Raw genomic sequence first — 26,325 nt, 5'->3', positions numbered from 1 at the left:
ATGACTACGTACTTAGGCCCATCTGGCATTTTAGATAAGCGCAAAGAATATTTTTATCCGTGCACCGCTCATTTCTATGAAAGACCCCCTCAGCTAGTACGAGGTGACATGCAATATTTATACGACAGCACCGGCAAAGCGTATACAGACTTTTTCTCCGGGGTGTCCGTAGTCGCATGCGGCCATTGCAATCCGGCAATTACGGCAGCAACGATCAAGCAACTGGAAACATTACAGCATACATGCACCATCTATTTAACGGAACCAAATGTAGCGCTGGCTGAAAAAATGGCAAGCATCCTGCCTGGAAATATGAAGCGAACCTTCTTTGTAAACAGTGGTTCGGAAGCAAATGAGGCTGCTTTAACACTCGCTCGTCTCGCTACTGGCAAAAAGGAATTTATCGCATTGGAATATGGCTTACATGGCCGGACATTCTTAACCATGAGCGTAACTGGCATTCCCATGTGGCGTTCTGACAACTATTTAGAGGAAGGAGTCAGTTTTATTCCTCGCCCTTATGATCCTAATCTGAATGAACAAGAAGCAGTAGAACGCTCTCTATCAGCTCTGCGGAAGGTGCTGGAGGAAAAAGGAGATCGCATCGCTGCCATGATTGTAGAACCCATGCAAGGCAATGGCGGTATTGTTCCTGCCCCGCTCTCCTACTTCACAGAGGTAAAGAAGCTATTGGAGAAGCATCATGTCCTGTTGATCGCAGATGAAATACAAACTGGGTTTGGCCGTACAGGCAAAATGTTCGCCATTGATCATTACGGCATTGTTCCAGATATCTTAACTATGGCAAAAGCGTTAGGGAATGGCGTGCCAATTGCCGCTTTTGCCACAACTGACGAAATTGCGGCTCATTATAACCGCCCTTCTGCTTCTACGCTTGGAGGTAATCCCGTTTCGTCTATGACGGCTCTTGCTGTCCTCTCCTATATTGAGAATGAACAACTAATAGCTCGTGCAGAACAGCTCGGTAAGCAGTTAAAAGAAGGGTTGCTTTTCATTCAGACAGCTTATCGAGCAGCTATTACGGATGTCCGCGGTCTTGGCCTGATGATCGGTATGGAGCTTTATGCCAATGAACCTGAGAAAGCAGCTCCTCTTGTTGATTCCATTTTAGAGGAAATGAAAGATCGTGGCTTTATCATTGGAAAGAATGGTGTAAATCGCAACGTAATCGCCTTCCAGCCTCCCCTAGTCATCACCGAACAAGATATTACAAACATGCTGGAGGCATTAGCAGACACCCTCAAACGATTACTCTAATACCTAAACTTACTGGAGGAGCATACTGTGGCATACGATAATTTACGCGCGTTTATAAAAGACCTACAGGATCAGGGGGAGCTTCACACGATTGACACTCAAGTCGATAGTTATTTAGAAATTACGGAGATTACTGATCGTATTTCCAAACAGTATGGCAAGGCTTTATTGTTCACCAACGTAAAAAATTCCCCATACCCAGTGTTAATTAACAGCATGGGGACGGATAAACGCATGAGCATGGCTTTAGGCGTGCAGAATTATGATCAGGTTGCAGAAGAAATGCAAAATTTCATGGATTTGGCTAATTACAAGGGGTTATGGAATCAGCTCAAAATGGCCCCTGACCTATACAAGCTATCCAAAATTTTTCCAAAGAAAGTAGCATCTGCTCCTTGCCAGGAGGTAATAGAGGAACCTGACCTGACACAGCTTCCCGTTCTTCATTGTTGGCCAAAGGACGCAGGTCGATTCGTTACACTACCATTGGTAATTACGAAGGACCCTGAAACAGGACAACAAAACATGGGGATGTACCGTCTTCAGGTTTATGATAAAAACACGACAGGTATGCATTGGCATTTACACAAGGATGGCAAGGAAATCTATGAAAAATATCGCAGATTAGGGTATAAACGCATGTCTGTATCAGTCGCCCTTGGTGGTGACCCGGCATTAATCTACTCGGCTACCGCTCCTTTACCAAAGATGATTGATGAAATGCTATTTGCTGGTTATCTGCGCAAGAAACCGATCGAGGTTGTGAAATGCATAACAAATGAGCTATATGTTCCTGCTGAAGCCGAATTTATTTTGGAAGGCTATGTGGAATTAGATGAAAGGCGCTTGGAAGGCCCTTTTGGTGATCACACGGGCTACTATTCACTGGCGGACATGTATCCAGTCTTTCATGTGGAGAAGGTGACACGCCGTACATCACCGATCTACCCCACAACAATTGTGGGTCAACCACCTATGGAGGATTGCTATATAGGAAAAGCTACAGAGCGTGTATTTTTGCCATTAATGAAATTGATGCTACCAGAAATCGTGGATATGCATTTGCCATTTGAGGGAGTGTTTCATAACTGCGCTATTGTTTCAATCAAAAAAGCATTCCCGAAACACGCTCAAAAAGTCATGTATGGCTTGTGGGGCATGGGACAGATGATGTACACCAAAATGATTATCATAGTAGATGAAAATATAGACCCTCACGATGTTTCCAAAGTAATGTGGAAAGTGTTTAACAATATCGATCCAAAAAGAGACCTTGTCATAACAGAGGGCCCTCTGGATGCTCTCGATCACTCTTCTCCAACCGCTTACTATGGTCACCGTCTTGGTATCGACGCTACTAAGAAATGGCCAAGTGAAGGTCATACACGTGAATGGCCCGATGATATAGAGATGTCTGACGAAGTGAAGAGCATGGTCGATGCGAAATGGAGGGAGTATGGTTTTGAAAACGATCCTTCATAAAACCCGCATGTTCGGAGAGCTTGTTATGTTCTCCCACACATTGTTCTCGCTCCCCTTTGCCATCATTGCAATGGTATGGGCAGCCGAGGGACTGGCCCCCGCTCAGGTATTGATTTGGTCATTGGTGGCATTGGTAGCGGCGCGAAATGGAGCTAATGCCTTTAACCGTCTCGTGGATCAAGAATTTGATGGCAAAAACCCACGCACAAGCCATCGCCATCTGCCACAACGCTTGTTACACGAAAAAGAAGTGATCACTTTTATTCTCATAAACTATGCAGTCTTTATTTTTGCTTCTTCTATGTTAAATCCGTTGTGTCTGCTATTGTCGCCCGTAGCCATTTTATTGATCTCTTCCTATTCTTACACGAAACGCTTTACGTGGCTGAGCCACTTATATTTAGGCTTTACCATCGCGTCTGCTCCCATTGGGGCTTGGTTTGCAGTAACCGGTGAGATTGCATTTGTACCATTTGTACTGGGGACCATCGTGATGCTATGGATTGCTGGCTTTGACATCATTTACGCTACGCAGGATATTGAATTTGACCGCAAGGAAGGGCTATGGTCTATCCCAAGCTATTTTGGACTGCAAACAGCACTGTGGATCGCACGAGGCCTACATTTCATCATGATTCTATTGCTGTTATTCCTATTTTTCTATCAAAATTTGGGCTTTGTTTACCTAGTGGGCTTAGCAATCTCGACCGTACTGCTTTTAACCGAACATAAAATAATCAAACCTGCTAATCGAAGCCTCATGAAAGTGGCCTCCTATAAACTGAATCAAGTAATTAGTATGGTTATTTTGATTTGCACCTTAGTTGATTTTTACATGATGAGCTAATTTATCGAAAACTCTCAGGGGGATTGCGGGGCTCTTTTTAGATGTCAAGGTAGGAAGGGGTACTACTTAATGACCTCCAGAGAGTTTTTGATCTTCTCCTCTACCTCCTCTATTGATCTTTCCGAATGAAGACCTACAGAAAAAATTCAAAGTAGTGATGGATGGTCGGGAATTGATTGAGAAGGAATGGAAACAGTTAGTTGCGAAATAAATACGGTTTCTTTAATTAAAAAGATATTAACCTTAGAAATATATTATGAAAGAAGAAAAGTTTATAAATTGAAGCACCATAAGCGCTATACAATCAACATATAAAACACCTTGCACCCTATTATGAACTGACAAGGAAAAACACCTCCCTGAATCGTAAATAACAATTTGGCGGAGGTATTTTATTTTTTGAAAGATATGCTCAGAGAACCATTACATAATTTTATTCATATTTACATAATTATACAATTAAGTTAGAATGTTAAGAAATATCATGCTTTATTAAATTCAGGAAGGGGAATAGCTTAACATGGCTGAAAGTTTAACTTTCACAACACTGGGGGAACTGATAAAAGGAAAAAGAACAGAATTAGGTGTAAGCCTATCGGAATTAGGAAGAGTGTCAGGAGTAAGTAAAGGAGTTATTTCCAAAATAGAAACGGGAGAAACAAGACGCCCGGAGCTAAAGACTTTAAAATCACTTTCAGAAGCTTTGGAAATTCCTTACGAAGAGATTATGGATCGCTATATTGATATAGAACATCGGATAGATATTCTAGGTGAATTGCTTTTTGAATCGATTGAACTTTCTAACAACCAATTGATTACTAAGGTATCACAACAGATCATGGAGTCCCCTAACGAGGATACATATATAATATTACAACATCTCTATGATCTTAGTAGTACTGTAGCTGACAATGAGGCAAAGTTAACTATATACGATGTCATTATAAAGTACGCAAGATTACATGGTGTACCTAAGTATATAGCAAAGGGTTTATTACAAAAATACTTCATAGAAAGTCAAAACCTAAAAAAGAAAGAAGAGTCGTTTAAAAGCGGTGAAGAGATTCTATATTACACAGATTTCTTAGACCAAGAGGAGAAAATCAATTTTTACTATCTAATGGCTTTTGATGCACATGGTATAGGAAAATATGAGCAATGTATTAAGCTAGGTAAAATGGGACATGCCGAAGATACAACTGATAATGAGGTAAAAGAGCGTGTAGCTTTAGCAATTTGTAATGCTTATTCCAGAATGGGCAACTATACTGCTTTGGAGGAACATCTTAATAGGTATGCTGAACTAAACTTTGACTTTGTTATAAAACGTATTAAATATTATCGTGCGATAATCCTGTCAAATACTGGTCAAGAATTCGAAGCAATTCCCTTGCTAAAAGAATGTGTTGAGGAAGCAGAAGATAATCACCGATTACATCGAGTAAATGATTTATTAGAGGTTCTTCTTAAAGTTAACGACTTGTACACTGCTCAACAGATTCTTGATAAAGAGGAAAAAAATACATTTGTTAAGCTTTTCACAGCTTACAAGATTTCAGAATTAGGTAAATACTATAGATTAAAGGGAACATTTCTTGTTAGAAACGGTTTATTTAATCAAGGTATGGAATCATATTTAAAAGCTATGGATTTCTACAGTAAAATTAATGACCGTAGCGGTATAATGAAATGTTCTGAAAAAGTTTACGCTCATCATAATGAGCAAAGTAAAGTAATGGAATTAGGACTTCTGAAAAGATTACAAGAAGTATATAATGTGGTAAATAAAGGTTAAACAAAGGAGGGAGAAGAAGTTGAAAAAATATCTGACCATAATTGCAACTGTTTCTTTTGTAATTTGCTCTCTTTTTACTGTAGCAAGCTTCTTAGATTTCGAGAAATACGGAGAACAGCAAAGTGCAAAAACATTCCATGATGATCCACAAGGTTAATAGTAAAGGACCACAATAAACCGATTTTATTTAAAGGACGCCAATATTTATCGCGTTCTTTTTGTTTTGTAATATTTTGTCATAATTTACAGAACGTCCTACATTTTTTTGAACTACAGAAATTTATAGGACATATGGTAATTTAATACACAGGAGGAAGAAAGGAGGTATTAAAATTAGTTTGTTTATTAATTCAAAAGGGACGTTCCCTAGTCGGCATACTAACTGGAACGCCCCACATCACAAATAACAAAAATTGTTATTCGGATTAATTGTATCACTCAAATAAAGGAATGTGAAATGGAAAATACCCAATCGAAAGATGATTTGCAGAAGCTTATAGAAATCCTCCGCCAAGAATTAGAACGGTTATATTTGAAAAAAGGTTCATTTTTAAACCCAACCGTAATACAAATGAGCCAACAACTAGATGAGTACATCGCTATCTTTCAGAAGCTTAGACACTAGTTGGTCATTATGAATAAGCTGTACGGAAAACCTTTTAGAACAACTATAGCCGTGTTTTAGCTATTCAGAAAAAATAGCTAGAGTATTTTCTATTCATATGAGATCAATCTTATCAACTGAAATAGAAAGAGTCAGCAAGAATATTACGAAAACAAGAATTACAACAACCATGGGTCTGAACGCAGACTTGAACTGGTAGTTGAAACTAGGAGAACGACAAGAAAATGTTAGATAGTAAATATCACTATTAAATTACAAGTTGGAGGTACTAAAATGAAGAAAAAAATTGTATCCTTAGCTGTAGTCTTTATGACGATGATATCTTCAATCGGCTTTGCAGCACAAAGCAAAGAACATTCAGATTGGGGAGAAGACTCCTCCTTAAATGAACAAGAAATACAGAAATTGATATATGATGTTGGAATGGAAGAAAGTGAGATTAATGATTATCCGGTCCAAGTTCTTCACCAACTAATTCAAAATGATGCTAAGAAAATAGCAACTAATTATAAAGTCGTCAAAGAAGAGGCAATACAAGGTCTATCTGGTGAAGATATAGATGGTGGTACTTTGGAGTTAAGAGGAACTGCCTTCGAAGAAAAAAGTGATAAGAAAGGGAAAAAGAAGTTTTATTTATATGGAAAGTATGAATGGACAGATAGTCCACGTTGGGGATTAACAGACGGAATAAGTATTGGGTATCCAGTAAGTAATAAATGGACTTTACCGATGTCAGCAAATGGGAAAGTTAAAGATTTTGCACTTCGCTATTGTCATAAGCCAGAAAACGTAGATAAAAAATGGAAATGTTCCAAAAGTTACAAACCAAAAGATTGGGATCCGGGTGTAGGCGTTGGTGGAGAAATAGATTTAGAAGCAATGCCAAGTAACAACCTTCACAAAGGATATATTGGTCAATATGTATACACAGACGAAAGGAATTCAGGGTCAACAAATATTAAATTTCAATACGGCCACCAAACTTGGGGTGGGAATGTAGAATTTGCTATATTTCCAGCTGGACTTTCAATTAAACCTCAATCAGTAAGTGAGGTAATTGATTTCGGTATTGAATTTGATTATTAATTAATTCCTCGTATTTTCGAAAGAAACCTTAAATTAATAATATTAGTTTGAATATAACAACTTTTTTTGCCTTCTTGAATCTCTTCCAAGATATTTTTCGAGGGTAGACAGAGATATTGCTACCCTCCTAAACTTCAAGACAAGTCCTCTTTTTGAAAGGGGACTTTCTCGTCTATCTCCCATTAGTTGACGATGAGGATAAACCTATATTAGGAGGTATTTATGAAATACTATTATTTATCTTTGTTATTGATATTTGCTTTTACGTTTTTGTTTAATTTTTTTGAAGTAATAAAATCATTATTAGAAAAAAACATGTCTCGTTATAAGACTTGTCGGATACTATCACTTATTAGTTTCTTATTGTTTATTACAATTTATATCTTAGCCTACAAAAAATAAAATATGTACCCCATGAACTCATGTAATAGTTTTGATTAATTGGGCTACTAGTCATCTTTTGTGGTAGTCCAATATCACTCCTCAGTCATCATTGTTTATTAATAAACACTCTATATTAGATGCAGAATCCCATTACTAACTGTCCGTTGTTTCATTAAAGGAGCCTTGTCCCTTCTGATCATTTAGTTCGTAAAATTGATTTTATATATGAACTTGTAAAAGACAAATACTCGAAAGATAATGGGAGACCGAGTGTCGCCCCTGTTGTGCTAATAAAGATCGTATTTATTCCATATTTATTTGAATAAGCTCTATGCGTCAGACAATCAAAGAACTGAAGACAAATCTTACTTATCGATGGTTTATCGGTTATGACTTCACTCAGCCAATCCCTCATTACAAGCATATTACAATGGTGCTGATATCAACTTTAGGGATCAAAATCCAACTGCTGCTATAGGCGGATACGCTCCTTATGATATTTATGATACAGATGAGTTAAGTCGTATCTTAAAACATGGCTCTTGGTAGAAAAAAAGAGACCGTAATAGGTTATATGCGGTCTCTTTTTCCTCATATGAAATTAGTGCTAATTAAAAAGGAAAGAAGGAATACCAAAGATGGTTATTTTTAAAAAAGTTTGGTTTTGGCTGGGAATTTTAAGCATTATAGTCTGCTTAAACGATTTTTATGGAAATGACCAAAAACATATATTATTAATTGGATTGAACCCTCTTCTAGATTATATGGTCTATAAGGAATCATTTCGTGATTGGATAATAAATGATAATCAAATTGAAGGAAACATTTTATTGGGAGGGTATGTTATACATTTTGTATCATACATCCTACTTGGAATCATCATTGATCTGTTATTTTTCTTTAATAAACAAAAGAAGTAAAATGGTATACAACACGAAGAAAATACTAGTCTTGTAGCTATCACATCTTCCGTTTCCCAAAATACGCAATCAGCACACTCAAATCCTTATGTGCCACAAACTCAGTTAACTCCCCGACAATTTTCATCGCATTTTGCAAATACTGATCTGCTAGTTGGTCTGCTCTTTCTAAAATGTCGCTATCGAGAATTAGCTTGACTACATTTTGTATTTCTCTCGGTGTGGATCGCTCATGGAGCTGGCGTACACACTTGCTCAAGCACTCGTCCTGCAACGCATACATAACTGGTAACGTAATATTGCCATTAGCTAAATCGCTGCCTGCTGGCTTTCCTAGCGCTTCTGATGTCTCTGTAAAATCTAACACATCATCGCGAATTTGAAAGGCCATACCTAAATCATCACCGAATTGCGCCAATTTAGCTGTTACTTCTGGGGTTGCATGTCCCAGCTTTGCTCCAATCTCTAGACAGGTTGCCATCAACACGGCTGTTTTATTGCGCGTTTTGCTTAAATAGGCATCCATAGATAAATCAAAATTAAATCGGTTTGCCATCTGTTGATATTCGCCTAAACAAAGTCGCGAGGTTAATAGACCAGTAATCTCTTCCCGATACGGGTGTCTATCATCCTCCATTTTGCTCAATAGCTCAGCTACTCGCGTCATCATATAATTAGCCGTATGAATTGCTGTGGGTATGTCAGTAAGCACATGCAATGTTGGTTTTCCACGTCTCGTATCCGCTTGATCAATCACATCGTCGTGGATTAGTGAAGCTACATGGATAAATTCTGTCACAGCTGCCATCTGCAATACTTTTTGTGGGTCTGCCATTCTGCCAAAACGGCTGCCGACCATTACCATCATGGGGCGTAATCGTTTCCCCCCTGCTAAAATCATACGACTTATATTGCCAGCGATGGATGAAAGCATGGGCAAACTCATATCCGTCCGAACTATGCGCAGCATCTCTTTATCAATCATGTCTAGATTAATGTGCAATTGGTCAGCTAACTTCATAAGTCACCTGCTGCTCTGTTTTTGTCAGGAATTTTTCTATGCGTTGAAAGAGAATACGTTCTATTGATTTACCTTGGATCAAACGGATTTGAATTTGCTTTAGAATAGGAGCCAAAAAATTCACGAAATCCTTTTCTCCATGCTTACATGCATATTCATAATAAAAGCTTTGCAGATAATCACCATCTAAAATATCCTTTGTCAAACAAGGATTGTCGAATGTCAGCTTTTTATGCTTGCGAAAAGCAGCCTGCAACAGGACATAGCACCCAAATATATGCTCTTTGCGTGCAGATGAAAGCTCAAATGAATCAAGCAGATGTCCCATCTCCTCCAACAGCCGCCTATCCACTTCAAGCGTGATGCCAGCTTGTGGTGACATTTGCTTTTCTAGCTTCTGCAATGATTCCCGAATTCCATTCATCTCTCTCATCCCCTACTCACGCTTTTCTTTTTCGTATCTCTCTATCTACTAATGGGTCTATATGTGGAAAGAAGGGGAATGTACAATTCACAGCACATTCCCCCATTCCATGATATAGCTATCTTGTTATACAATTAGTCTACGTATAAATACCAACGTTTGACGAACGGGATTTTTTTCCACACTTTTTTTAGTTGTGGTAATACATAGTAGTCCAGACCCAATGTGCTTCCAGAACCACCAATGAGGGCAATACCTCCTCCAAGGTACCAAAGCATCTCATATGGAGCCATTCCGGAAGACCAAATCATTAAACCCATACAGACTGTAGCTATGGAAGATATAGCTGTGAATAAACCGATGATCAACAATACGCCAAATATTACTTCAGCGAAGACCATCATCGTTTGGAACACAGAGGCTAATGCTGTATAGCTTCCATCTGCATTGTAGAAGAACATATCCATTGAGCCTTTTACCATACTGTCAATAAACCCAGGTACGGGGAGTGCCTGTACCGCTTCTTTCGCTGTAGCGACTGCTGAAGCAGCCGAAGAAGTATCTACCGTTTGGGCCACATCCTGTACGGCTTGTGAGGCTGACGTAATTCCGTCAACCGCTTTTGGAGATGGCGGTATTAAGAAGATGTTAGTAGGGTCCTTTAGCACTTTGTTCATTTTCGCTAAGCCCTCTGACAACCACATGGCGCCGACCAAAACACGTAAAGGTACTAACCAGAAGTTAGGGGATCGTTTACTAAAATGCCCGCCTAAGAAACTGCGTCTATTATTAACATGGAAAATTTCATGCATGAGATAAGACCAAACTTTATTAAAACCACAAATTTGAACCAGATATACCATGTTGATAAAGTGCTTAACAAACATTGCCATGAAGCCGCTCATCAAGAACATTTTTCCTGGCACTCCTACACTAGCTACACCATAGCGGCTACCGATACATACCATACAGCCATGGAATGTAGGCTTGTAGGACTTGTGTGTACCACCTTTCACATCTACATAGATGTTATGCGCAACGATTGGAGCTGAATGCTCAGCATTCTCTACCATTTGGGGTACAGGGCGCTCTTCACCTTCTGGAATAAAGAAAATGTTGTCCCCTACGACATACACATTGCTATGCTCAGGGCTCTGTAGCTTATCATTAACCACGATACGCTTGCGACCCTTTTGTTCTAATTCGACCTTTTCCAATAGGTCAGAGCCTTCGACACCTGCTGTCCAGACAACTGTTTTAGAGCGAAGCAATCCTCTCTCGCCCAACTCAACTCCATCTGGAGAAACACCAGTAATTTTACTGTTTGTAATAATGTTAACGTTTAACTTATGTAAATGTCGCTCTGCCTTCTGAATGAGCTTGTCAGGCAAAATGGGTAAGATTTTTGGTGCCATATCAGCAACGTGTAGTTGCACTTCAGATGGCTCTATGGCGTAGGTTTTGCATAATTCATCTCGGAATTCCGCTAATTCCCCCACCATCTCAATGCCAGTAAAACCAGCACCGACTACCACAAAGCTCAACATATCCTGACGCTTTTGCTTATTCGTTTCTTTTGAAGCGTTAATAAACATACTGCGAATTTGCTCGCGTAGGTGAACAGCATCCTCGAAGGACCAAAGAGAAAACGCATTCTGCTCTGCACCAGGGATTCCAAAGAAGGATGGCTTACAGCCTGTCCCCATTACTAGGTAATCATATTCATAGGTGCTATTCTCGGACACTAATTTTTTGCTAGCAAAGTCGATCGTGGAAATTTCATCAAGCACCACATCAACCTTCCGTTTTGCAAAAATCTTTTTCAGGTCAACTTTTATGGAGTCCTCTTCAACACGATTAGCCGCTACTTCATGTAATTCCGTTAGAAGAGTGTGGAATGGCTTTCGGTCTATTAATGTAATCTGGACGTCGGTATCTTTTTTAAATTTGCTTGCCAGCTTTTTCGCTGTCAAGACACCACCGTAACCTCCGCCTAGTACAATTATTTTTTTCATAGCATGTCCTCTCATTTCCATAGATAATTACCCGTTGACGATTTTCACCAGCAATGGTAATCCCCCTATGCATAATTGCCTTATTTTTTCGCGTCTTTTAGAGCCTCTTCAGCTAATTTCACGAAATCGTTTACTTTAATAGATACACCTGAAATCGCATCTGTTTTGCCTTCATTATTTACTGTAATTGCTGCTGGGTCTTGTTTTTCAATTAGAGCCTGTTCTACTTTTGCTGCTTGCTCATGCCACTCAGCCTGTGCTTTTGCTTTTTCCTTCATGCCATACTTGCCTTCTTTAGACTGGGTTTTCTTGTCTGCTTCACCTTTTTCGTTGATTGCATTCCAGTTCGCAGCAACAATTTTACCATTTAGCACAGTAAAGTCCGCTGTATATTTCCAATCTTTTTCGAATTCTGGCTGTTCCGCATGGTATGCACCGTCTTTATAAGGACCTGGTTGTTGTGGACCTGCCGCTAATGCTTCCGTTACCAAAGCAGTAAAGTCATTTATCTTAATCGATACACCTGAAACGGCATCAGTTTTTCCCTCGTTATCCACTGTAATTGCCGCTGGATCTTGTTTTTCTATCAAGAATTTTTCTACTTTTTCGGCTTGTTCATGCCACTCAGCTTGAGCTTTTGCTTTTTCCTTCATGCCATATTTGCCATCTTTAGATACTGTTTTTTTATCTGGTCCCGCATCTTTACTGATCCCAGTCCAGTTCACATTGGTAATTTTTCCATCCTTTACATCCAGTACAACTGCATAGTTCCAATCCGCATCAGCATTTTTTTGTTGAGCGTAATACACGCCATCCGCCATTTTTTTATCCGTTGCATTAGCCGGGGCGGCTGTTTCTGTTTTCTTGTCAGGAGCAGGTTGTGTAGCAGCACCGCATCCTGCTAGCATAGAAACTGCTAATACACTTGCCATCATCAGTGAAAGTTTTTTCATTTTCTTTCTCCTCCCTTTTTCTCCACACGCATGTGAAAAATTACACAAATATCATTACGCCATCATTCTAACATTCCTAACTAAATAATCAAGACCTTTTATTTCCATTTTTATGTTAAATTAGGCTAAAAAACAGGCCTTTTTTTGACAATCTGGAGAACGATTTTGTTTATTCTAATCTACGAGATAAATGAATGAAAAATATGAATATTCCCAGCATGAAAACGCTTTAAAACGTCATACAATCTTCATATACAAAAAAACCCGTCCTATAAAAAGACGAGTTTTCACTATGATTTTGTATCAAGTAAGCTGACGATTACCTATCAATAAGCCAGCTTTCATTCGGTTCTCTACACTCATTAATTTTGCATAACAAAATCCGTCTCTGCCCATTCGCTCTCTTGAAACACATGTAGAGTTTCATAGGCGGTATTGCGTTGAGCAGGAATTTTTCCCGCTTCACGGATTAACTCTAGGATTTTGTTTGTATTTACCTTGTAAGCACATTTCGCTGCTGATACAACATTCTCTTCCATCATAGTCGAGCCAAAATCATTAGCTCCATAAGACAAGGACAGTTTACCGATCTCAGGTCCCATTGTTACCCAGGAGGATTGAAAGTTAGGTATGTTATCCAGCATCAAACGGCTGATCGCCAATGTTTTTAGATACTCTTCTGGAGTGTTTTTCGTAGCTTTCATGTTGGTATTATCAGGCTGGAAGGTCCAGACAATAAAAGCCTTAAATCCATTTGTCTCATCCTGAGCATCACGAATGCGCAGCAAAGATAACACTCGTTCTTCCATTTCTTCACCAAAACCGATAACCATCGTAGCCGTTCCAGGCAGACCTGCTCGGTGGGCTGCTTTTTGGATATCCACCCACTGCTCCCAGGTTCCTTTTAAACGCGAAATCTTTTTACGTGTCCGATTGTCCAGAATTTCTCCGCCTGCTCCTGGCAAAGAATCTAAACCAGCTTCTTTTAGCTGTCTTAGGGCCTCTTCAACTGATACATTGGAGACCTCAGCCATTTTAGCTACCTCGGCTGTAGATAAAGAGTGCATCGTAATGGTCGGGAAGCGCTGTTTAATCTCGCGTAGCAAATCCGTAAAATAGGATAGTTTTAAATCAGGATTCGTACCACCCTGCATTAAAATTTCTGTTCCGCCAACATCAACTGTTTCTTGAATCTTTTCGAAAATTGTTTCTTTTGGAAGAACATAGCCTTCCTTCGAGCCAGGCGGGCGATAAAAGGCGCAAAAACGGCAATAGGTATCACAGACATTGGAATAGTTGATATTCCGTCCGATGACAAAGGTCGTGATCGGTTCAGGATGCCACTTTTGCATGATCTGATTCGCTGCATGACCTATTTTCTCAATTTCATCAGAAGCAAAAAGGGCTAAACCATCCTCTAATTGAAGTCGCTCGCCACGAAGAGCTTTGTCCAATATATGATCAATCAAGAGGAATTCCTCCTATCCTGTGCATATTCCACCTTTCATCCTATCATAAAATTAAATTCCTGCCTACGCTAGAAGTATAGTGCTATTCGTAGCCAATCTCTTCGTAAACTTCCGGTTCCCAATAAATGACACAGTTTGCTAGAGGTAAATTAATTTCACGTGCACCATTCGGCTGACCATTGAAGCGAATGATTTCCGTTACGGAGACACGATCCCCTCGTACTACAATTTCTCCTTTAAGCTCTTGACGCTTTCCATCTGGCGAACAGAAAATTATGACTCCAGAACCAATATCTTTCATATGCAATCCCTCGGAATTCTCAAAATTTTTATCTTAATAGTAGTAGAGAAGTTTGAGAACGTCAACTATCTGTGTAGATTGAGAAAAAACTGAATCCTTTTTGCCCAAGTGTGCGTATAACCTTGTAGCATGCTATAATATTGGTCGAACTTGTCATATCCCAGACTGGACGACCATACATCTAAATAAGTACGAATTTTGTTCGATCCTTGACTACAAGAAAAATCGACTTTATACATAAAGGAGACTACGATGCTTGACCAAATCAATGAAATCTTTCAGCAATACGGAGCGTGGGGATTATTTACACTCTCCTTTCTAGATTCAATCATCTTGCCGTTTCCCCCATTCTTTTTACAGATTGCAATGAGTCTATTGGAGCCTTCACTTGCTATTGAATATGCTCTCTTTGCTTTCATCGGCTCTTTACTGGGGGCACCATGCGGCTTTATTCTCGGTAAACTGTTCGGTAAACCGCTGATGGACAAAATCGTTCCGGAAAAATGGATCAGTCTCGCTACAGAACAAATGACTAAAAACGGTGATGCTGCCATTATCATTGGCTCATTTACACCTATTCCTTTTAAGGTATTTACCATCCTATCTGGTGTACTCGGCTTCTCCTTCAAAAAACTAATGGTTTATGCTGTTATTGGTCGGGGTTTTAAATTTTTTCTCATCGGTTTAATCTTCCATTTATATGGAAAGCAAGCAAAATTGTTAATTGATGAGTATATGGATGTTTCTCTTTTAATTGTAGCTGTTCTACTTGCCGTAGGCTGGCTGATCTTTATGCAAATAAGAAAGCGACGTGCTGCTAAAAAGTAAATGTTTTAATCGCTATCCTGGCCCTTGAGGCTCCTACATTCAAAGTAGAGTCCTTTGGTCGAGATGACTTTTTGTTCAACGATGATTGTAAAATACGAAACTCTCAAACGATAAGAATCACACCAAAAAGGGCTATCCATCTTCTACGATGTACGATAGCCCTTTTTATATCAACTCTATGCTTTTTAGCTTTGCTGCTCTAGCAATTCCTTCGCATCTACAGACTCATAGCCCAATGCTTGTGCAACAGCCTGATATGTTACATGTCCATTCAATGTATTTATACCTTTTAGTAATGCAGGGTTTTCTAAGCATGCCTTTTGATAGCCTTTATTGGCGATTTGCACCGCATATGGAACCGTCACGTTTGTCAAAGCAAACGTAGATGTGCGTGGAACAGCGCCAGGCATATTAGCCACCGCATAATGCACTACACCATGTTTTTCATACGTTGGGTTATCATGAGTAGTGATACGATCGGTTGTTTCAAAAATACCGCCTTGGTCAATTGCAATATCTACTAGAACCGAGCCTGGTTGCATGGATTTAACCATTTCCTCTGAAACCAATTTTGGTGCTTTTGCTCCTGGAATAAGAACAGCCCCAATCACTAGATCAGATTCCTGTACGGCATGTGCAATATTAAATGGATTGGACATCAGGGTTTTTACGCTATGTCCAAAAATATCCTCTATTTGACGCAAGCGATCAGGATTTAGGTCGATAATGGTAACATCAGCACCTAAACCTACTGCCATTTTCGCAGCATTAGTACCGGCTACTCCTCCACCAACAATGGTTACTTTGCCACGTTGGACCCCTGGCACACCGCCGAGGAGAATACCTTTACCGCCTTCCTGTTTTTCTAGGAACTGAGCGCCGATTTGGGTAGACATGCGCCCTGCAACCTCTGACATAGGAGTTAACAACGGAAGTGAGCCATTGCTCAGTTGAACGGTTTCATAAGCGATCCCTATAACTTTATTATCAACTAACGCTTTCGTTAATTCTGGTTCTGGAGCTAAATGTAAGTATGTGAACAGAATAAGTCCTTCACGGAAATATTGATATTCGGAAGGCAATGGTTCCTTAACTTTCATAACCATGTCCATTCCCCAAGCTTCTTGTGCAGTCTGGACGATTTTAGCCCCAGCTGCTACAAATTGTTCATCAGTAAATCCAGAGCCAAACCCTGCGGATGTTTCGATGAAGATTTCATGTCCATTCTTCACCAAATTCATTGCTCCTGCTGGTGTCATAGCTACTCGATTTTCATTGTTTTTAATTTCCTTTGGAATACCGATGCGCATGTTTCGACCTCCTCAGTAAGTTAAACATAAATAGTTTCAAACAGTTCTGATGATTAATTCAAAAGTAGAAGCTTTATCCACGCATTGATTGTATCATGTACGAACCGAAAATGAAAGCGCTTACAAAAAATCTATAAATTCACATTCTCCTAAGTTGTTTGATAGTTTTGAAGTATATAAAAAGAACAAGTCACCAGCTATCCCCTACTGGTGACTTGTTCTTATCTTTACATGAAAATATGATTTTTACCTATCAAATTACCTTCTTTTCTTAGATCCGTCCGAAGAGCCCACGTTCTCTAGCAAACTATGTTTCTTAGAGTAGACAAAATAGACAACCGTTCCGATGGCCACCCAGATTGCAAAATACATCCAGGTTGCTCCTGGAAGATTAATCATGAGGAACGCACAGAATACCATTGTTAAGATAGGAATGAACGGAACTAATGGAACCTTAAAGCCACGCTCCAAATTTGGATGCGTTTTACGAAGTACGATAACTGATAATGCAACCATAGCAAACGTGAGTAACGCACCGATATTTGCTAAATTAGATAGTTCCTTAATTTCTACAAATCCTGCAATTCCACCACTGATTAATCCTGTTAGCCATGTAGAAAATACAGGTGTATCTGTTTTATTAACACTAGAGAAGCGTTTTGGAAGCAGCCCATCACGACTCATCGCAAAGATTACACGAGTGCCAGCAAATACATAAGCAAAAATAACAGCCATAATACCAATAACGGCTCCTACAGCAACGATTCCCGCTACCGTATCCTGACCTACAAGCTCCAGGACATACGCCATTGCTTCAGGTACATCTAAGTTCTTATAAGAAGTGATGCCTGTCATGATAAGACACACAATAACATAAAGGATCGTACAAACAACAAGTGATGAGATAATTCCTACTGGCAAAGCCTTTTGCGGGTTTTTACATTCCTCTGCAGAGGTTGATACTGCATCAAAGCCTAGGAACGCAAAGAATACCGCTGCTGCTCCAGCAAAAACTCCTTCAACGCCATACGGCAAGAATGGGTTCCAATTTTCAGGCTTAACATAAAATACACCTACAGCGATAAACAGTAAGATCACCAGTAGCTTTACTAATACCATGAAGTTGTTAAACTTCTTACTTTCTTTTGTTCCACGAGATAATACAAAAGTGATTAGTAAGACAATGATAACAGCCGGTAGATTAATAATTCCGCCACTCATCGGCGTACTGACCAACTGTTCAGGCAACCCCCAGCCAAAACCAGTCAGCAGATTATTAAAATAAGCAGACCATCCAACAGCAACTGCTGAAGTGGTAAGAAAATAAACAGATAATAATGTCCATCCCATCAGATGCGCTACAAATTCACCTAGTGTTGCATACGTATAGGTGTAAGCGCTTCCAGAAACCGGGATGGTCGAAGCAAATTCTGAGTAGCAAAAGGCAGCAAAACCACAAACAAGTGCAGCAATCATAAACGAAAGAATAACAGCAGGACCAGCATCTCTAGCTGCTACAATACCTGTAAGTACCATAACACCAGTTCCTAGCACTGCCCCAATGCCTAGTAAAGAAAGATCAAAGGATGTTAGTGTTTTGTTTAATGATTTGTTTTGACCTTGTTTCAATAAGTCAGTAACTGATTTTTTTCTCAAAAGATTGCTCATATTGCCCCCCCTTGATTGATAACTGTTTCCTTCACATAAGTATCCTACCACACAATATTCATTTTGTTCTATTTATAGATTTTTCTTAAAAATTCAAAAAAACTCGTTTTTTTATACTGTACAATCACCTATCGAAGAAAACACTTATATATTGAAAGAGGAGAGATAAAGGGGAGGTGAATGAATGGCTGTTATTAAGTACAACACCAGTGATCTTAACATGCTAGCTAGGCTGCTTCGAGCAGAAGCTGAAGGAGAAGGAAATCTTGGAATGTTAATGGTCGGAAATGTTTCTGTTAACCGTGTCCTTGCCAACTGCTTAGATTTTAAAAACATACGAACCATCCCTCAAATGGTATATCAAAGTCCCGGCGGATATGAATCTGTTCAAAAACCGTATTTCTATCAAATGGCTAGAGAATCAGAGAAACGTTTGGCCAAACGCGTAATTAATGGAGAAAGGACACATCCTGCAAGCAACGGACTTTGGTTCTTTCGCCCGGTAGGTAGCTGCCCTCCCACTTGGTTCAACCAGAGAAACACAGGACGATTTAAGGCACATTGTTTCTTTGCACCAACCGTTCAGGATTGCCCTAGAGTTTATTAAAGAGGAGAGAAAAACCAGATGTATTATAATACTTATGCTCAGCAAGAATTCGAGCCCACTTCTTATTATCCACAATGCTATATGTATCCATGTTACCCTACTCCACAACAGCAGACACCATCCGCACAAATGGGTCCCACACAGGTAAGTCCTAACCTACAAATCCAGCAACAGCCCCAGCAACTCGTGCCTCCGAATGCAAATGGAAGCTTTATACCCGGTGGTCCCCTTCCAGTAGTCGAAGAATCATACGTAGAAAATATTTTACGTCTCAATCGAGGAAAAGTCGGTACCTTCTATATGACCTATGAAAATAACAGCGAATGGAATGCAAAAATTTTCCGCGGAGTCATCGAAACTGCTGGTCGAGATCATATCATCCTTAGTGATCCGCAAACCGGTATGCGTTATTTGCTTCTGATGCTAAACCTAAATTATGTTACCTTTGATGAAGAAATTAACTACATTCCACCAGTAAATCCATTTGCTCGTACACGTTAATCCTTAGTCATTACCAAGAGAGACAACTCGTCCATGTACAAATAAACTGGTTCCCTATTATGAGTAGTGGAACAATATAAGCAACAAGCCTCCACGTACACTTGAAAGTAACTCTGGAGGCTTGTTGCTTGCTTTTTGAATGCGTATGTTATTCTTTACTTAGAAGCCCAAAATGGTTCGGAATAAGCTTGATGTCTCTCCACCTGGATAAATGATAAACAACAAAAAGTAGACAGCTATACCGGTAATCGCTGTACCGAACCAGATAATAGAAGTAACTGGCCCCCATTTGCGATGCTTAGCAAATTGCTTGGTAAAACCTAAATATAACGTTACCAATCCAAAAACGGCTGCTGTTGTAGCCAAGGTGATATGGAATATCAAAAAGATTTGGTAGTATAAGCGCAATTCATCCGGTCCGCCGAAATTCATATTTCCCACGAAAATCGTTCGAGACATATAAATAATGAAAAATGCTAGGGCAAACACGGATGCAACAATCATTGTTTTTTTATGGGCCTCAAATTTTCGTTTGGCTACTTGAACCCAACCGATTGCTACAAGGATTGCACTGATGGCAATAAAACTTGTACTAAGTGCAGGCAACAACGTTAGCACTCGATCACTTCCTCTTATTCTTTTTTAAAATTTATACTCGCCCACTAGTGGGAACGATAGTGAGTTCTTTTCGCTGTTCCATGGGTTCAAAGGATTCAAGCGGATCGATTTCATCAATACCCGTTGTCGGATTTTCCTCACGGTACCATTTAGAAAACACATGCCATAGCCCAACTCCATATGCTGTTTCCTGTACCATCTTCATCACAACACCACCCAATTGCTGATCATCGAGTATCGGTAGGATGGCAAACAATTGCGGTCCATAGCTATAAGATTCATAGACCAATTGGGAAGCAAATATGATTAACGCACAGGCCGGTGTCATAAGCACACCCGCTGCAAAGATATACCCCATTAGCTTGACGTTTTTAATCCGTTGTAACTCTGGAACGGGACAGATAATATGCCACCATATCATGAAGGCTGTAATTAATAACAGGAGCTTATAAGCAATATGAACTCCATGGTACTGCATCACGAAATCAAGTACAAGCGGAATATGATAAACAGAGAAAAATAAATTAAACATAAATAAAGATATCAACGGTTTTGTTAGACGATCAAACCATCTTCTTACAAAAACCGGTTGTAGAACTGCTCTTATAAACCACACTGGCAGGCCCAGCACAAAAAGTGGTGGGAAAATCATTACTAACAATGATTGCTGGGTCATATGCAAGGTAAACGACACATGCCCGTAAAAATAGAGTGGACTTCCCATCGCTACATATAAGGTAAGAAGAGCGATCATAAACGTAATCTGCTTTCCTACTGAAACAGGCTCTGCATTACTAAACCGTTTACGCCATGGGCCAATTAACATAAAATATGCCACACCAAGCAAGACAACAAAAGCTAAAAATTCAGGATTCCATAACTCCGCAAACTTCGGTTGATAACCATGCAAAAGTAAATGCTGTTCATGGGTACCCATCCATATCCCCCTCTCATGCGGAAGGTTTCTATTTTCTGATAAGTGGAAACATACATGTATATTATACTGAACCGATCTCGGACAAGCTAGCAACCAACTTGCTTTTTAGTAGGTTAGAATGGAAATGCATTCTCCCTGTTCACTTGTTTGCCATATTTTCTATAAAAGCACTAAAACAAACCAATTACTCAGTCTGGTTACTAGCAGAACAAGCTAGTCTTTACGAAAAAAGCGAGCTACTCAAGTAGCCCGCTTTTAACAGGATCGGGGCTAAGTCTTCACCTTTGTAGAATCAAAGTTGGACCTTCTCCCTTACCTTTATACCCAATACAGCGCCATGACAACGCATGTTACCATGATAAACGCCCCAGTGAAAATTGCCACCACTGGAAATAGATGGCCTTTATCCTTTAAGTGCATCCACACGTATAATTGCACTAATGCCTGCACGGTACCTAACAGGATAATATAAGGATAAACGAAACCTTTTTTATCTGGCATGTAGATAACCGCCGCAAACGCTAATGCTGTTAATACAATGGACAAAATAAATGAAACGATATGTGGCTTCATGCTAGTGTTATGGGCATGGGAATGTTTTGAAGGTTGAGATGAATGATTGTGTTGATTCATCTTATGCTCCTCCTTGTCCAGACATGATACCCATTAGGTACACGACTGTGAAAATGAATACCCACACTACGTCAACGAAGTGCCAGTACAAGCTTGCAATATAGAACTTCGGTGCAGTAACCACTGTCAGACCCTTTTTCATAGCAGAAACCATCAGGGTTGCTATCCATGTAACCCCGAACAATACGTGCGCTCCATGGAATCCGACTAACGTGTAGAAAGCGGAACCATATGCACTACTAGTCATTGTATGACCTTCATGGTAATAGTGATAGAACTCATAAATTTCTAGCCCTAAGAACGCAAATCCTAGTACAACGGTTACAGCAAACCAGAACATCATCATTTTGAAGTTATGACGGTGCATTCCGATGATGGCAAATACACTCGTTAAAGAACTGGTCAAAAGTAAAATTGTCGCCATAGCAACCAGTTCAACTTTAAAGATTTCATGCGGAGCTGGTCCTGATACATATTGATCTCTAAGAGCCAAATACGTAGCAAATAGAGAACCGAACAATACCATTTCTCCACCTAGGAAAAGCCAGAAGCCAAGTATTTTATTTCTGCCTTCAAGGGTTGCCTTTTCAGGCTCAGCAGGTAGAACACCATGATCCGTGTGTTGCATTACAGCCTACCCCCTTTTTCTGTTTCCTTAATCTCGTCTACTTCGATATGGAAACCATGGTCATCCTTAATGGAACGGGCAAACATGCAAAGGAAAAACAGCCCCAATCCTACGAAGACCAGCACATATTTGTGATAGATAAAACCAAATCCTGCAATAAACATCCCTACAGACATCAGGAATGGCAAAACAGATGGAGACGGCATATGAATCGGGCCAAGCGGTTCAGCCGGAGTCATTGCTTTGTTGCCTGCCATTTTCTCAACCCAGAAAGCATCAAGACCACGCACGCGAGGTGTTTGAGCAAAGTTATACTCAGGTGCTGGAGAAGGAATTGACCACTCAAGCGTACGACCATCCCATGGATCTGCCACAGCCTTTTTACCTTTTGCATTCGTGTAAATCACGTTAACAATAAACAACACGGTACCGACAGTCATAATGATGGCACCTACAGTGGAAATCAAGTTTCCTAATTCCAGCTGTTGACCTGGTAAGAAGGTGTATACACGACGCGGCATACCCATCAAGCCAAGGAAATGCTGAGGGAAGAATGTTAAATGGAAACCGATAAAGAATAGCCAGAAGTTCCATTTACCAATTGCTTCATTTAGTAATTTACCAAACATTTTTGGCCACCAGTAGTAGAAGGCTGCAAACAGCCCCAGCACCATACCACCAACAAGAACATAGTGGAAATGAGCTACTACAAAGTAAGAGTCCTGATATTGATAGTCTGCTGGTGCTACAGAAAGCATAACCCCGGTCATACCACCGATGGTAAATGTCGGAATAAAGCCTGTAGCGAACAGATTAGCTGTGGTAAAGCGAATTTGACCGCCCCACAAAGTGAATAGCCAGTTAAAGATTTTAATACCGGTAGGAACGGCAATCAGCATCGTCGCAATCGAGAAGAGCGAGTTAGCTACCGGACCCAAACCTACTGTAAACATATGGTGAACCCATACCATGAAGCCTAAGAAACCGATAACCATGGTCGCAAAAACCATAGCGGAATATCCAAACAGACGTTTTTTCGCAAAGGTACTGATAACATCAGAGATCATACCAAATGCTGGAAGTATTAGGATGTAAACCTCTGGGTGACCAAAGATCCAGAACAAGTGCTGCCATAACAGTACGTTACCGCCGCCAGCTACTTCAAAGAACTGTGCTCCGAAAATTCGGTCAAACATCAATAGAACTAAACCTACAGTGATCGCAGGGAACGCGAACAAGATTAATGCAGAAGTAATAAATGCTGTCCAAGTAAACATCGGCATACGCATAAAGGTCATCCCTGGTGCGCGCATGTTAATGATTGTAACCAGGAAGTTAATCCCCCCGATTAATGTTCCCAAACCAGCTATCTGCAAACCTAGTACATAGAAGCTTACCCCAGCGGTCTGACTGTATGTGTTTGAAGATAATGGCACATACGCTGTCCAACCTACATCAGGTGCACCGCCCATGAACCAACTTACGTTAAGCAACAACCCACCAAAGAAGAACAGCCAGAAGCCTAGTGAGTTTACAAATGGAAATGCTACGTCACGCGCACCGATTTGTAGCGGTACGATTGCGTTCATGACAGCAAAAATCAATGGCATGGCAGCTAGGAAGATCATAGTGGTACCATGCATCGTTAGCAATTCATTAAACGTGGAGCCAATGAACATTTTACTATTTGGATACATGAGCTGAATACGCATCAGCAATGCTTCAAGTCCACCAAGCAAGAAAAAGAATCCACCGGCTAATAGGTACAGAACGCCGATTTTTTTATGGTCCACGGTTGTGATCCAATCCCACAAGCCCGTATTTCTTGGACGAACATGTTGAGCCACGGTTTTGCCCCCTCTTTTAGATTCAAAATTCAGCTATTATTGACGTTTCAAGCTGGACAGGTATTCAACAAGAGCATCCACCTGATCATCATTTAACTTCAGGTTAGGCATCAAGTTACCAGGCTTCACTGATTCTGGGTCCTTCAACCATTCAGCAACGTGTTGCTTGTCGTTAGGCAACACACCTGCTACAGTTTGGCGATTACCAAAATTAGTTAAGTCTGGACCAATTTTACCACCATTGCCATCAACAGCATGGCAGGAAATACAGCTTTGTTTAAAGACTTCTTCTCCTTGCGTTGCAACAGCTTTATTTTCAGCAGGTGCATTTTCACCTTTTGTCATTTGTACTACCCATTTATCAAACTCTTCTTGTGATACAACCTTTACTTTGAAATCCATCAAAGCATGAGACGGACCACAGAGCTCGGCACATCGTCCTTGGAAGGTTCCTTCAACTGGACTTTCTAGCCACATATGGTTGGTCATACCTGGGTTTGTATCTTTTTTACCGCCTAGTGCTGGTACCCAGAAAGAGTGAATAACATCAGAAGCCTCTAAAGAAAGGTACGCTTTTTTGTTGACAGGGATGTATAATTCCTGAGCAGTGTTAATTTTTAAATCTGGATATTCAAACTCCCACCAGAATTGGTGTCCTGTTACCTTGACTTGAAGAGCATCCTTGTCGTTTGAATAATCCTTTGCCAATGTAAATGTTGTCGAAACCATCGGAATCGCAAGAACAATCAAAAGAATGAAAGGGATAACCGTCCAAATAATTTCTAACTTGTGGTTTCCTTCGATTTGTTCTGGAATACTGTTATCGCCCTTACGTTTACGGTATCGGATCAATACATAGGTAAAGATAACGACAACCACAGTGAAGACGCCTAACATGATGGTAACACTAAGCTTAATCAAGTCATATTGCATGCCTGCTACAGTCCCTTTAGGCTGCAGTGCAGACAGATAAGGGTCGCCACATCCAGTTAGTAAAAGCGCTACCATTACTAACATAGGAAGCAGGCGCCCGACTTGCTGCAATCGTCTCATCATTGCGATCTAGCCTCACTTTCTCTCCTTTTTACCTTTAATAGACTTACTAATAGTAATCACACTAAGTCTACTAATGCAATCATGTTTGTTATCTAGAATGTGCTCCGTATCTTTACCACTAGAGGCAATAGTTATTATGTAAATTTGGTAAAAAGAACAAATCATGATAACAAATCTTTCTTCTTACTAAATGAAAATTTTTACAAACTGGGTTATCTGTTCCATTATAGCCCCCTTCTCATTCATATGTAGCGTCGTTTTGCCGCAATTGTAAATAAACAATAAATTGAGGCTAGACTGACAAAAGCTAATTTTAAAAACAGATACATCTATTGTAAACAATTTCCGGCTGTTTTAGGAAAAGAGCGATAAGAATTCACAAATTGTTCATACAAATGTAACTCTTTTGACTCTGGTGACTCTTTCCTTTGTGATTTTTTTCATTGATCACAAAATAATCATATCATGTTTTGCAAGCGCTATCAAAGAGCGGAAAACCCATGTTTTCCGCTCTAGTTTCCTTTTTCTCCATTTTTCATGCTTTTTTGTTTTGCCTTGAAGTTACTGCAATGAAATCGCTTTCGTAACATTAGGCAACGTTTCAATCTGTTCAATTGCTTCGGCTGGTATCTCCTCATCCGTTAGTGAAACCAGTAACGCCAGCTTTCCCTTTTGTTCACGAGAGACGTTCAATTTTGAAATGTTAATTTCATGCTGCGCCAAAATACGTGAAACATCGTGAATAACGCCAGGGTAATCATGATGGTACACCAATAACCCATGAGTCTCTGCTGTTATACGGCACGCGTATACATTCATCTCACTTATAAAGGTTTCTCTATAATCCTTGGAGAACACATACTTGTTGTCTCCCACGATAAGCTGGGCAACATGACTGGCGTATTCCCCTGTACTATTTTCTATTTTTATTTGCATATCTGGATTTAATTCGTGCAATCCGGCAAGTAACAAAGTAACAATTTGTTCTCGGTCATCTGCAGTCATGATGGTAAGTGTTACTTGTTCCATGTTGGACTCAAAACGCTCCACTAATTTAGCCAATGAGCGTAGCCCTGAGTAGTCTGTCATACT

At 40.0% G+C, this 26,325-nt stretch carries 25 protein-coding genes and 1 pseudogene; 11 read left to right on the top strand and 15 right to left on the bottom strand.

The window, feature by feature from the left end; all coding sequences use genetic code 11:
* From GOP56_RS21340 to GOP56_RS21305, 8 genes and pseudogenes are all read left to right on the top strand, one after another.
* Positions 1-1,278: an aspartate aminotransferase family protein gene (locus GOP56_RS21340; RefSeq protein WP_101667589.1), complete on the top strand. Its 1,278-nt coding sequence runs from the start codon at positions 1-3 to the stop codon at positions 1,276-1,278.
* A gap of 27 nt (positions 1,279-1,305) precedes the next feature.
* Positions 1,306-2,760 carry a menaquinone biosynthesis decarboxylase gene (locus tag GOP56_RS21335; protein WP_163246580.1) on the top strand — a complete coding sequence of 485 codons (1,455 nt, stop codon included), beginning with the start codon at positions 1,306-1,308 and terminating at the stop codon, positions 2,758-2,760.
* Positions 2,735-3,607, top strand: coding sequence for a UbiA-like polyprenyltransferase (locus GOP56_RS21330; protein ID WP_163246579.1), 873 nt, complete (start codon positions 2,735-2,737; stop codon positions 3,605-3,607). The genes GOP56_RS21335 and GOP56_RS21330 overlap by 26 nt, the downstream gene beginning before the upstream one ends.
* Before the next feature lie 520 nt (positions 3,608-4,127).
* Positions 4,128-5,402 (top strand): helix-turn-helix domain-containing protein, encoded by a 1,275-nt coding sequence (locus tag GOP56_RS21325; protein ID WP_163246578.1) that lies wholly within the window; start codon positions 4,128-4,130, stop codon positions 5,400-5,402.
* A 19-nt stretch (positions 5,403-5,421) separates the two neighbouring features.
* Positions 5,422-5,559, top strand: a complete 138-nt coding sequence (locus GOP56_RS21320) for a hypothetical protein (RefSeq protein WP_163246577.1) — start codon at positions 5,422-5,424, stop codon at positions 5,557-5,559.
* Positions 5,560-5,859: 300 nt separating this feature from the next.
* Positions 5,860-6,027, top strand: a complete 168-nt coding sequence (locus GOP56_RS21315; protein ID WP_096886555.1) for an aspartyl-phosphate phosphatase Spo0E family protein — start codon at positions 5,860-5,862, stop codon at positions 6,025-6,027.
* A 273-nt stretch (positions 6,028-6,300) separates the two neighbouring features.
* Positions 6,301-7,113: a hypothetical protein gene (locus GOP56_RS21310; protein WP_163246576.1), complete on the top strand. Its 813-nt coding sequence runs from the start codon at positions 6,301-6,303 to the stop codon at positions 7,111-7,113.
* A gap of 541 nt (positions 7,114-7,654) precedes the next feature.
* Positions 7,655-7,915 (top strand): annotated as a pseudogene (locus GOP56_RS21305) (transposase); the annotation flags it as partial.
* 542 nt (positions 7,916-8,457) lie between these two features.
* Here the strand turns inward: GOP56_RS21305 and GOP56_RS21300 are convergent.
* From GOP56_RS21300 to GOP56_RS21275, 6 genes are all read right to left on the bottom strand, one after another.
* Positions 8,458-9,438, bottom strand: a complete 981-nt coding sequence (locus GOP56_RS21300) for a polyprenyl synthetase family protein (protein ID WP_163246575.1) — start codon at positions 9,436-9,438, stop codon at positions 8,458-8,460.
* Entirely contained in the window at positions 9,425-9,862 is a 438-nt protein-coding gene (locus GOP56_RS21295) for a hypothetical protein (RefSeq protein ID WP_003335064.1), read from the bottom strand. The genes GOP56_RS21300 and GOP56_RS21295 overlap by 14 nt, the downstream gene beginning before the upstream one ends.
* 134 nt (positions 9,863-9,996) lie before the next feature.
* Entirely contained in the window at positions 9,997-11,877 is a 1,881-nt protein-coding gene (locus GOP56_RS21290; RefSeq protein WP_163246574.1) for an FAD-dependent oxidoreductase, read from the bottom strand.
* Positions 11,878-11,957: 80 nt separating this feature from the next.
* Entirely contained in the window at positions 11,958-12,830 is an 873-nt protein-coding gene (locus GOP56_RS21285) for an FMN-binding protein (protein ID WP_163246573.1), read from the bottom strand.
* A gap of 362 nt (positions 12,831-13,192) precedes the next feature.
* The gene (gene mqnC / locus GOP56_RS21280; protein WP_163246572.1) at positions 13,193-14,299 is read right to left on the bottom strand and encodes a cyclic dehypoxanthinyl futalosine synthase; all 1,107 of its coding nucleotides are present in this window, start codon (positions 14,297-14,299) and stop codon (positions 13,193-13,195) included.
* Positions 14,300-14,381: 82 nt separating this feature from the next.
* The gene (locus tag GOP56_RS21275) at positions 14,382-14,600 is read right to left on the bottom strand and encodes a hypothetical protein (RefSeq protein WP_163246571.1); all 219 of its coding nucleotides are present in this window, start codon (positions 14,598-14,600) and stop codon (positions 14,382-14,384) included.
* Positions 14,601-14,852: 252 nt separating this feature from the next.
* On the opposite strand from GOP56_RS21275, the gene GOP56_RS21270 reads away from it, so the two are divergent.
* Complete coding sequence (locus GOP56_RS21270; RefSeq protein ID WP_003335069.1) at positions 14,853-15,428, top strand: YqaA family protein; 576 nt, start codon at positions 14,853-14,855, stop codon at positions 15,426-15,428.
* A gap of 185 nt (positions 15,429-15,613) precedes the next feature.
* Here GOP56_RS21270 and ald read toward each other — a convergent pair whose 3' ends face one another.
* A complete protein-coding gene (ald, locus tag GOP56_RS21265; RefSeq protein ID WP_003335070.1) occupies positions 15,614-16,738 on the bottom strand; it encodes an alanine dehydrogenase in 1,125 nt (374 codons plus the stop codon).
* Between the two features lie 258 nt (positions 16,739-16,996).
* Positions 16,997-18,406, bottom strand: coding sequence for an amino acid permease (locus GOP56_RS21260; RefSeq protein ID WP_163246570.1), 1,410 nt, complete (start codon positions 18,404-18,406; stop codon positions 16,997-16,999).
* Positions 18,407-18,590: 184 nt separating this feature from the next.
* Here GOP56_RS21260 and GOP56_RS21255 point away from each other — a divergent pair, with 184 nt between their 5' ends.
* Both GOP56_RS21255 and gerQ read left to right on the top strand, forming a co-directional pair.
* Positions 18,591-19,013, top strand: coding sequence for a cell wall hydrolase (locus GOP56_RS21255; protein ID WP_163246569.1), 423 nt, complete (start codon positions 18,591-18,593; stop codon positions 19,011-19,013).
* Between the two features lie 18 nt (positions 19,014-19,031).
* Entirely contained in the window at positions 19,032-19,514 is a 483-nt protein-coding gene (gerQ, locus tag GOP56_RS21250) for a spore coat protein GerQ (RefSeq protein WP_003335074.1), read from the top strand.
* 159 nt (positions 19,515-19,673) lie between these two features.
* On the opposite strand, the gene GOP56_RS21245 is transcribed toward gerQ, so the two are convergent.
* From GOP56_RS21245 to GOP56_RS21215, 7 genes are all read right to left on the bottom strand, one after another.
* A complete protein-coding gene (locus GOP56_RS21245) occupies positions 19,674-20,132 on the bottom strand; it encodes a DUF420 domain-containing protein (RefSeq protein WP_003335075.1) in 459 nt (152 codons plus the stop codon).
* A gap of 31 nt (positions 20,133-20,163) precedes the next feature.
* Positions 20,164-21,069 (bottom strand): cytochrome c oxidase assembly protein, encoded by a 906-nt coding sequence (locus GOP56_RS21240; RefSeq protein ID WP_068792067.1) that lies wholly within the window; start codon positions 21,067-21,069, stop codon positions 20,164-20,166.
* Between the two features lie 318 nt (positions 21,070-21,387).
* On the bottom strand, positions 21,388-21,702 hold the full coding sequence (locus tag GOP56_RS21235) for a cytochrome C oxidase subunit IV family protein (protein ID WP_003338982.1): 315 nt from the start codon (positions 21,700-21,702) through the stop codon (positions 21,388-21,390).
* Position 21,703: 1 nt separating this feature from the next.
* On the bottom strand, positions 21,704-22,330 hold the full coding sequence (locus GOP56_RS21230) for a cytochrome (ubi)quinol oxidase subunit III (RefSeq protein WP_003335079.1): 627 nt from the start codon (positions 22,328-22,330) through the stop codon (positions 21,704-21,706).
* Positions 22,330-24,177 (bottom strand): cytochrome c oxidase subunit I, encoded by a 1,848-nt coding sequence (gene ctaD / locus GOP56_RS21225; RefSeq protein ID WP_003335080.1) that lies wholly within the window; start codon positions 24,175-24,177, stop codon positions 22,330-22,332. The genes GOP56_RS21230 and ctaD overlap by 1 nt, the downstream gene beginning before the upstream one ends.
* Positions 24,178-24,213: 36 nt before the next feature.
* The gene (gene coxB, locus GOP56_RS21220) at positions 24,214-25,233 is read right to left on the bottom strand and encodes a cytochrome c oxidase subunit II (protein WP_003335081.1); all 1,020 of its coding nucleotides are present in this window, start codon (positions 25,231-25,233) and stop codon (positions 24,214-24,216) included.
* Positions 25,234-25,794: 561 nt separating this feature from the next.
* The gene (locus GOP56_RS21215) at positions 25,795-26,322 is read right to left on the bottom strand and encodes an ACT domain-containing protein (RefSeq protein WP_003335082.1); all 528 of its coding nucleotides are present in this window, start codon (positions 26,320-26,322) and stop codon (positions 25,795-25,797) included.
* Positions 26,323-26,325 lie beyond the last annotated feature (3 nt).

Source organism: Brevibacillus sp. 7WMA2 (genome assembly GCF_010748895.1).
GTDB lineage: Bacteria > Bacillota > Bacilli > Brevibacillales > Brevibacillaceae > Brevibacillus_B > Brevibacillus_B halotolerans.
Note: the sequence above shows the minus strand (reverse complement) of the source record. Positions and strands in the feature narration are given on the sequence as shown.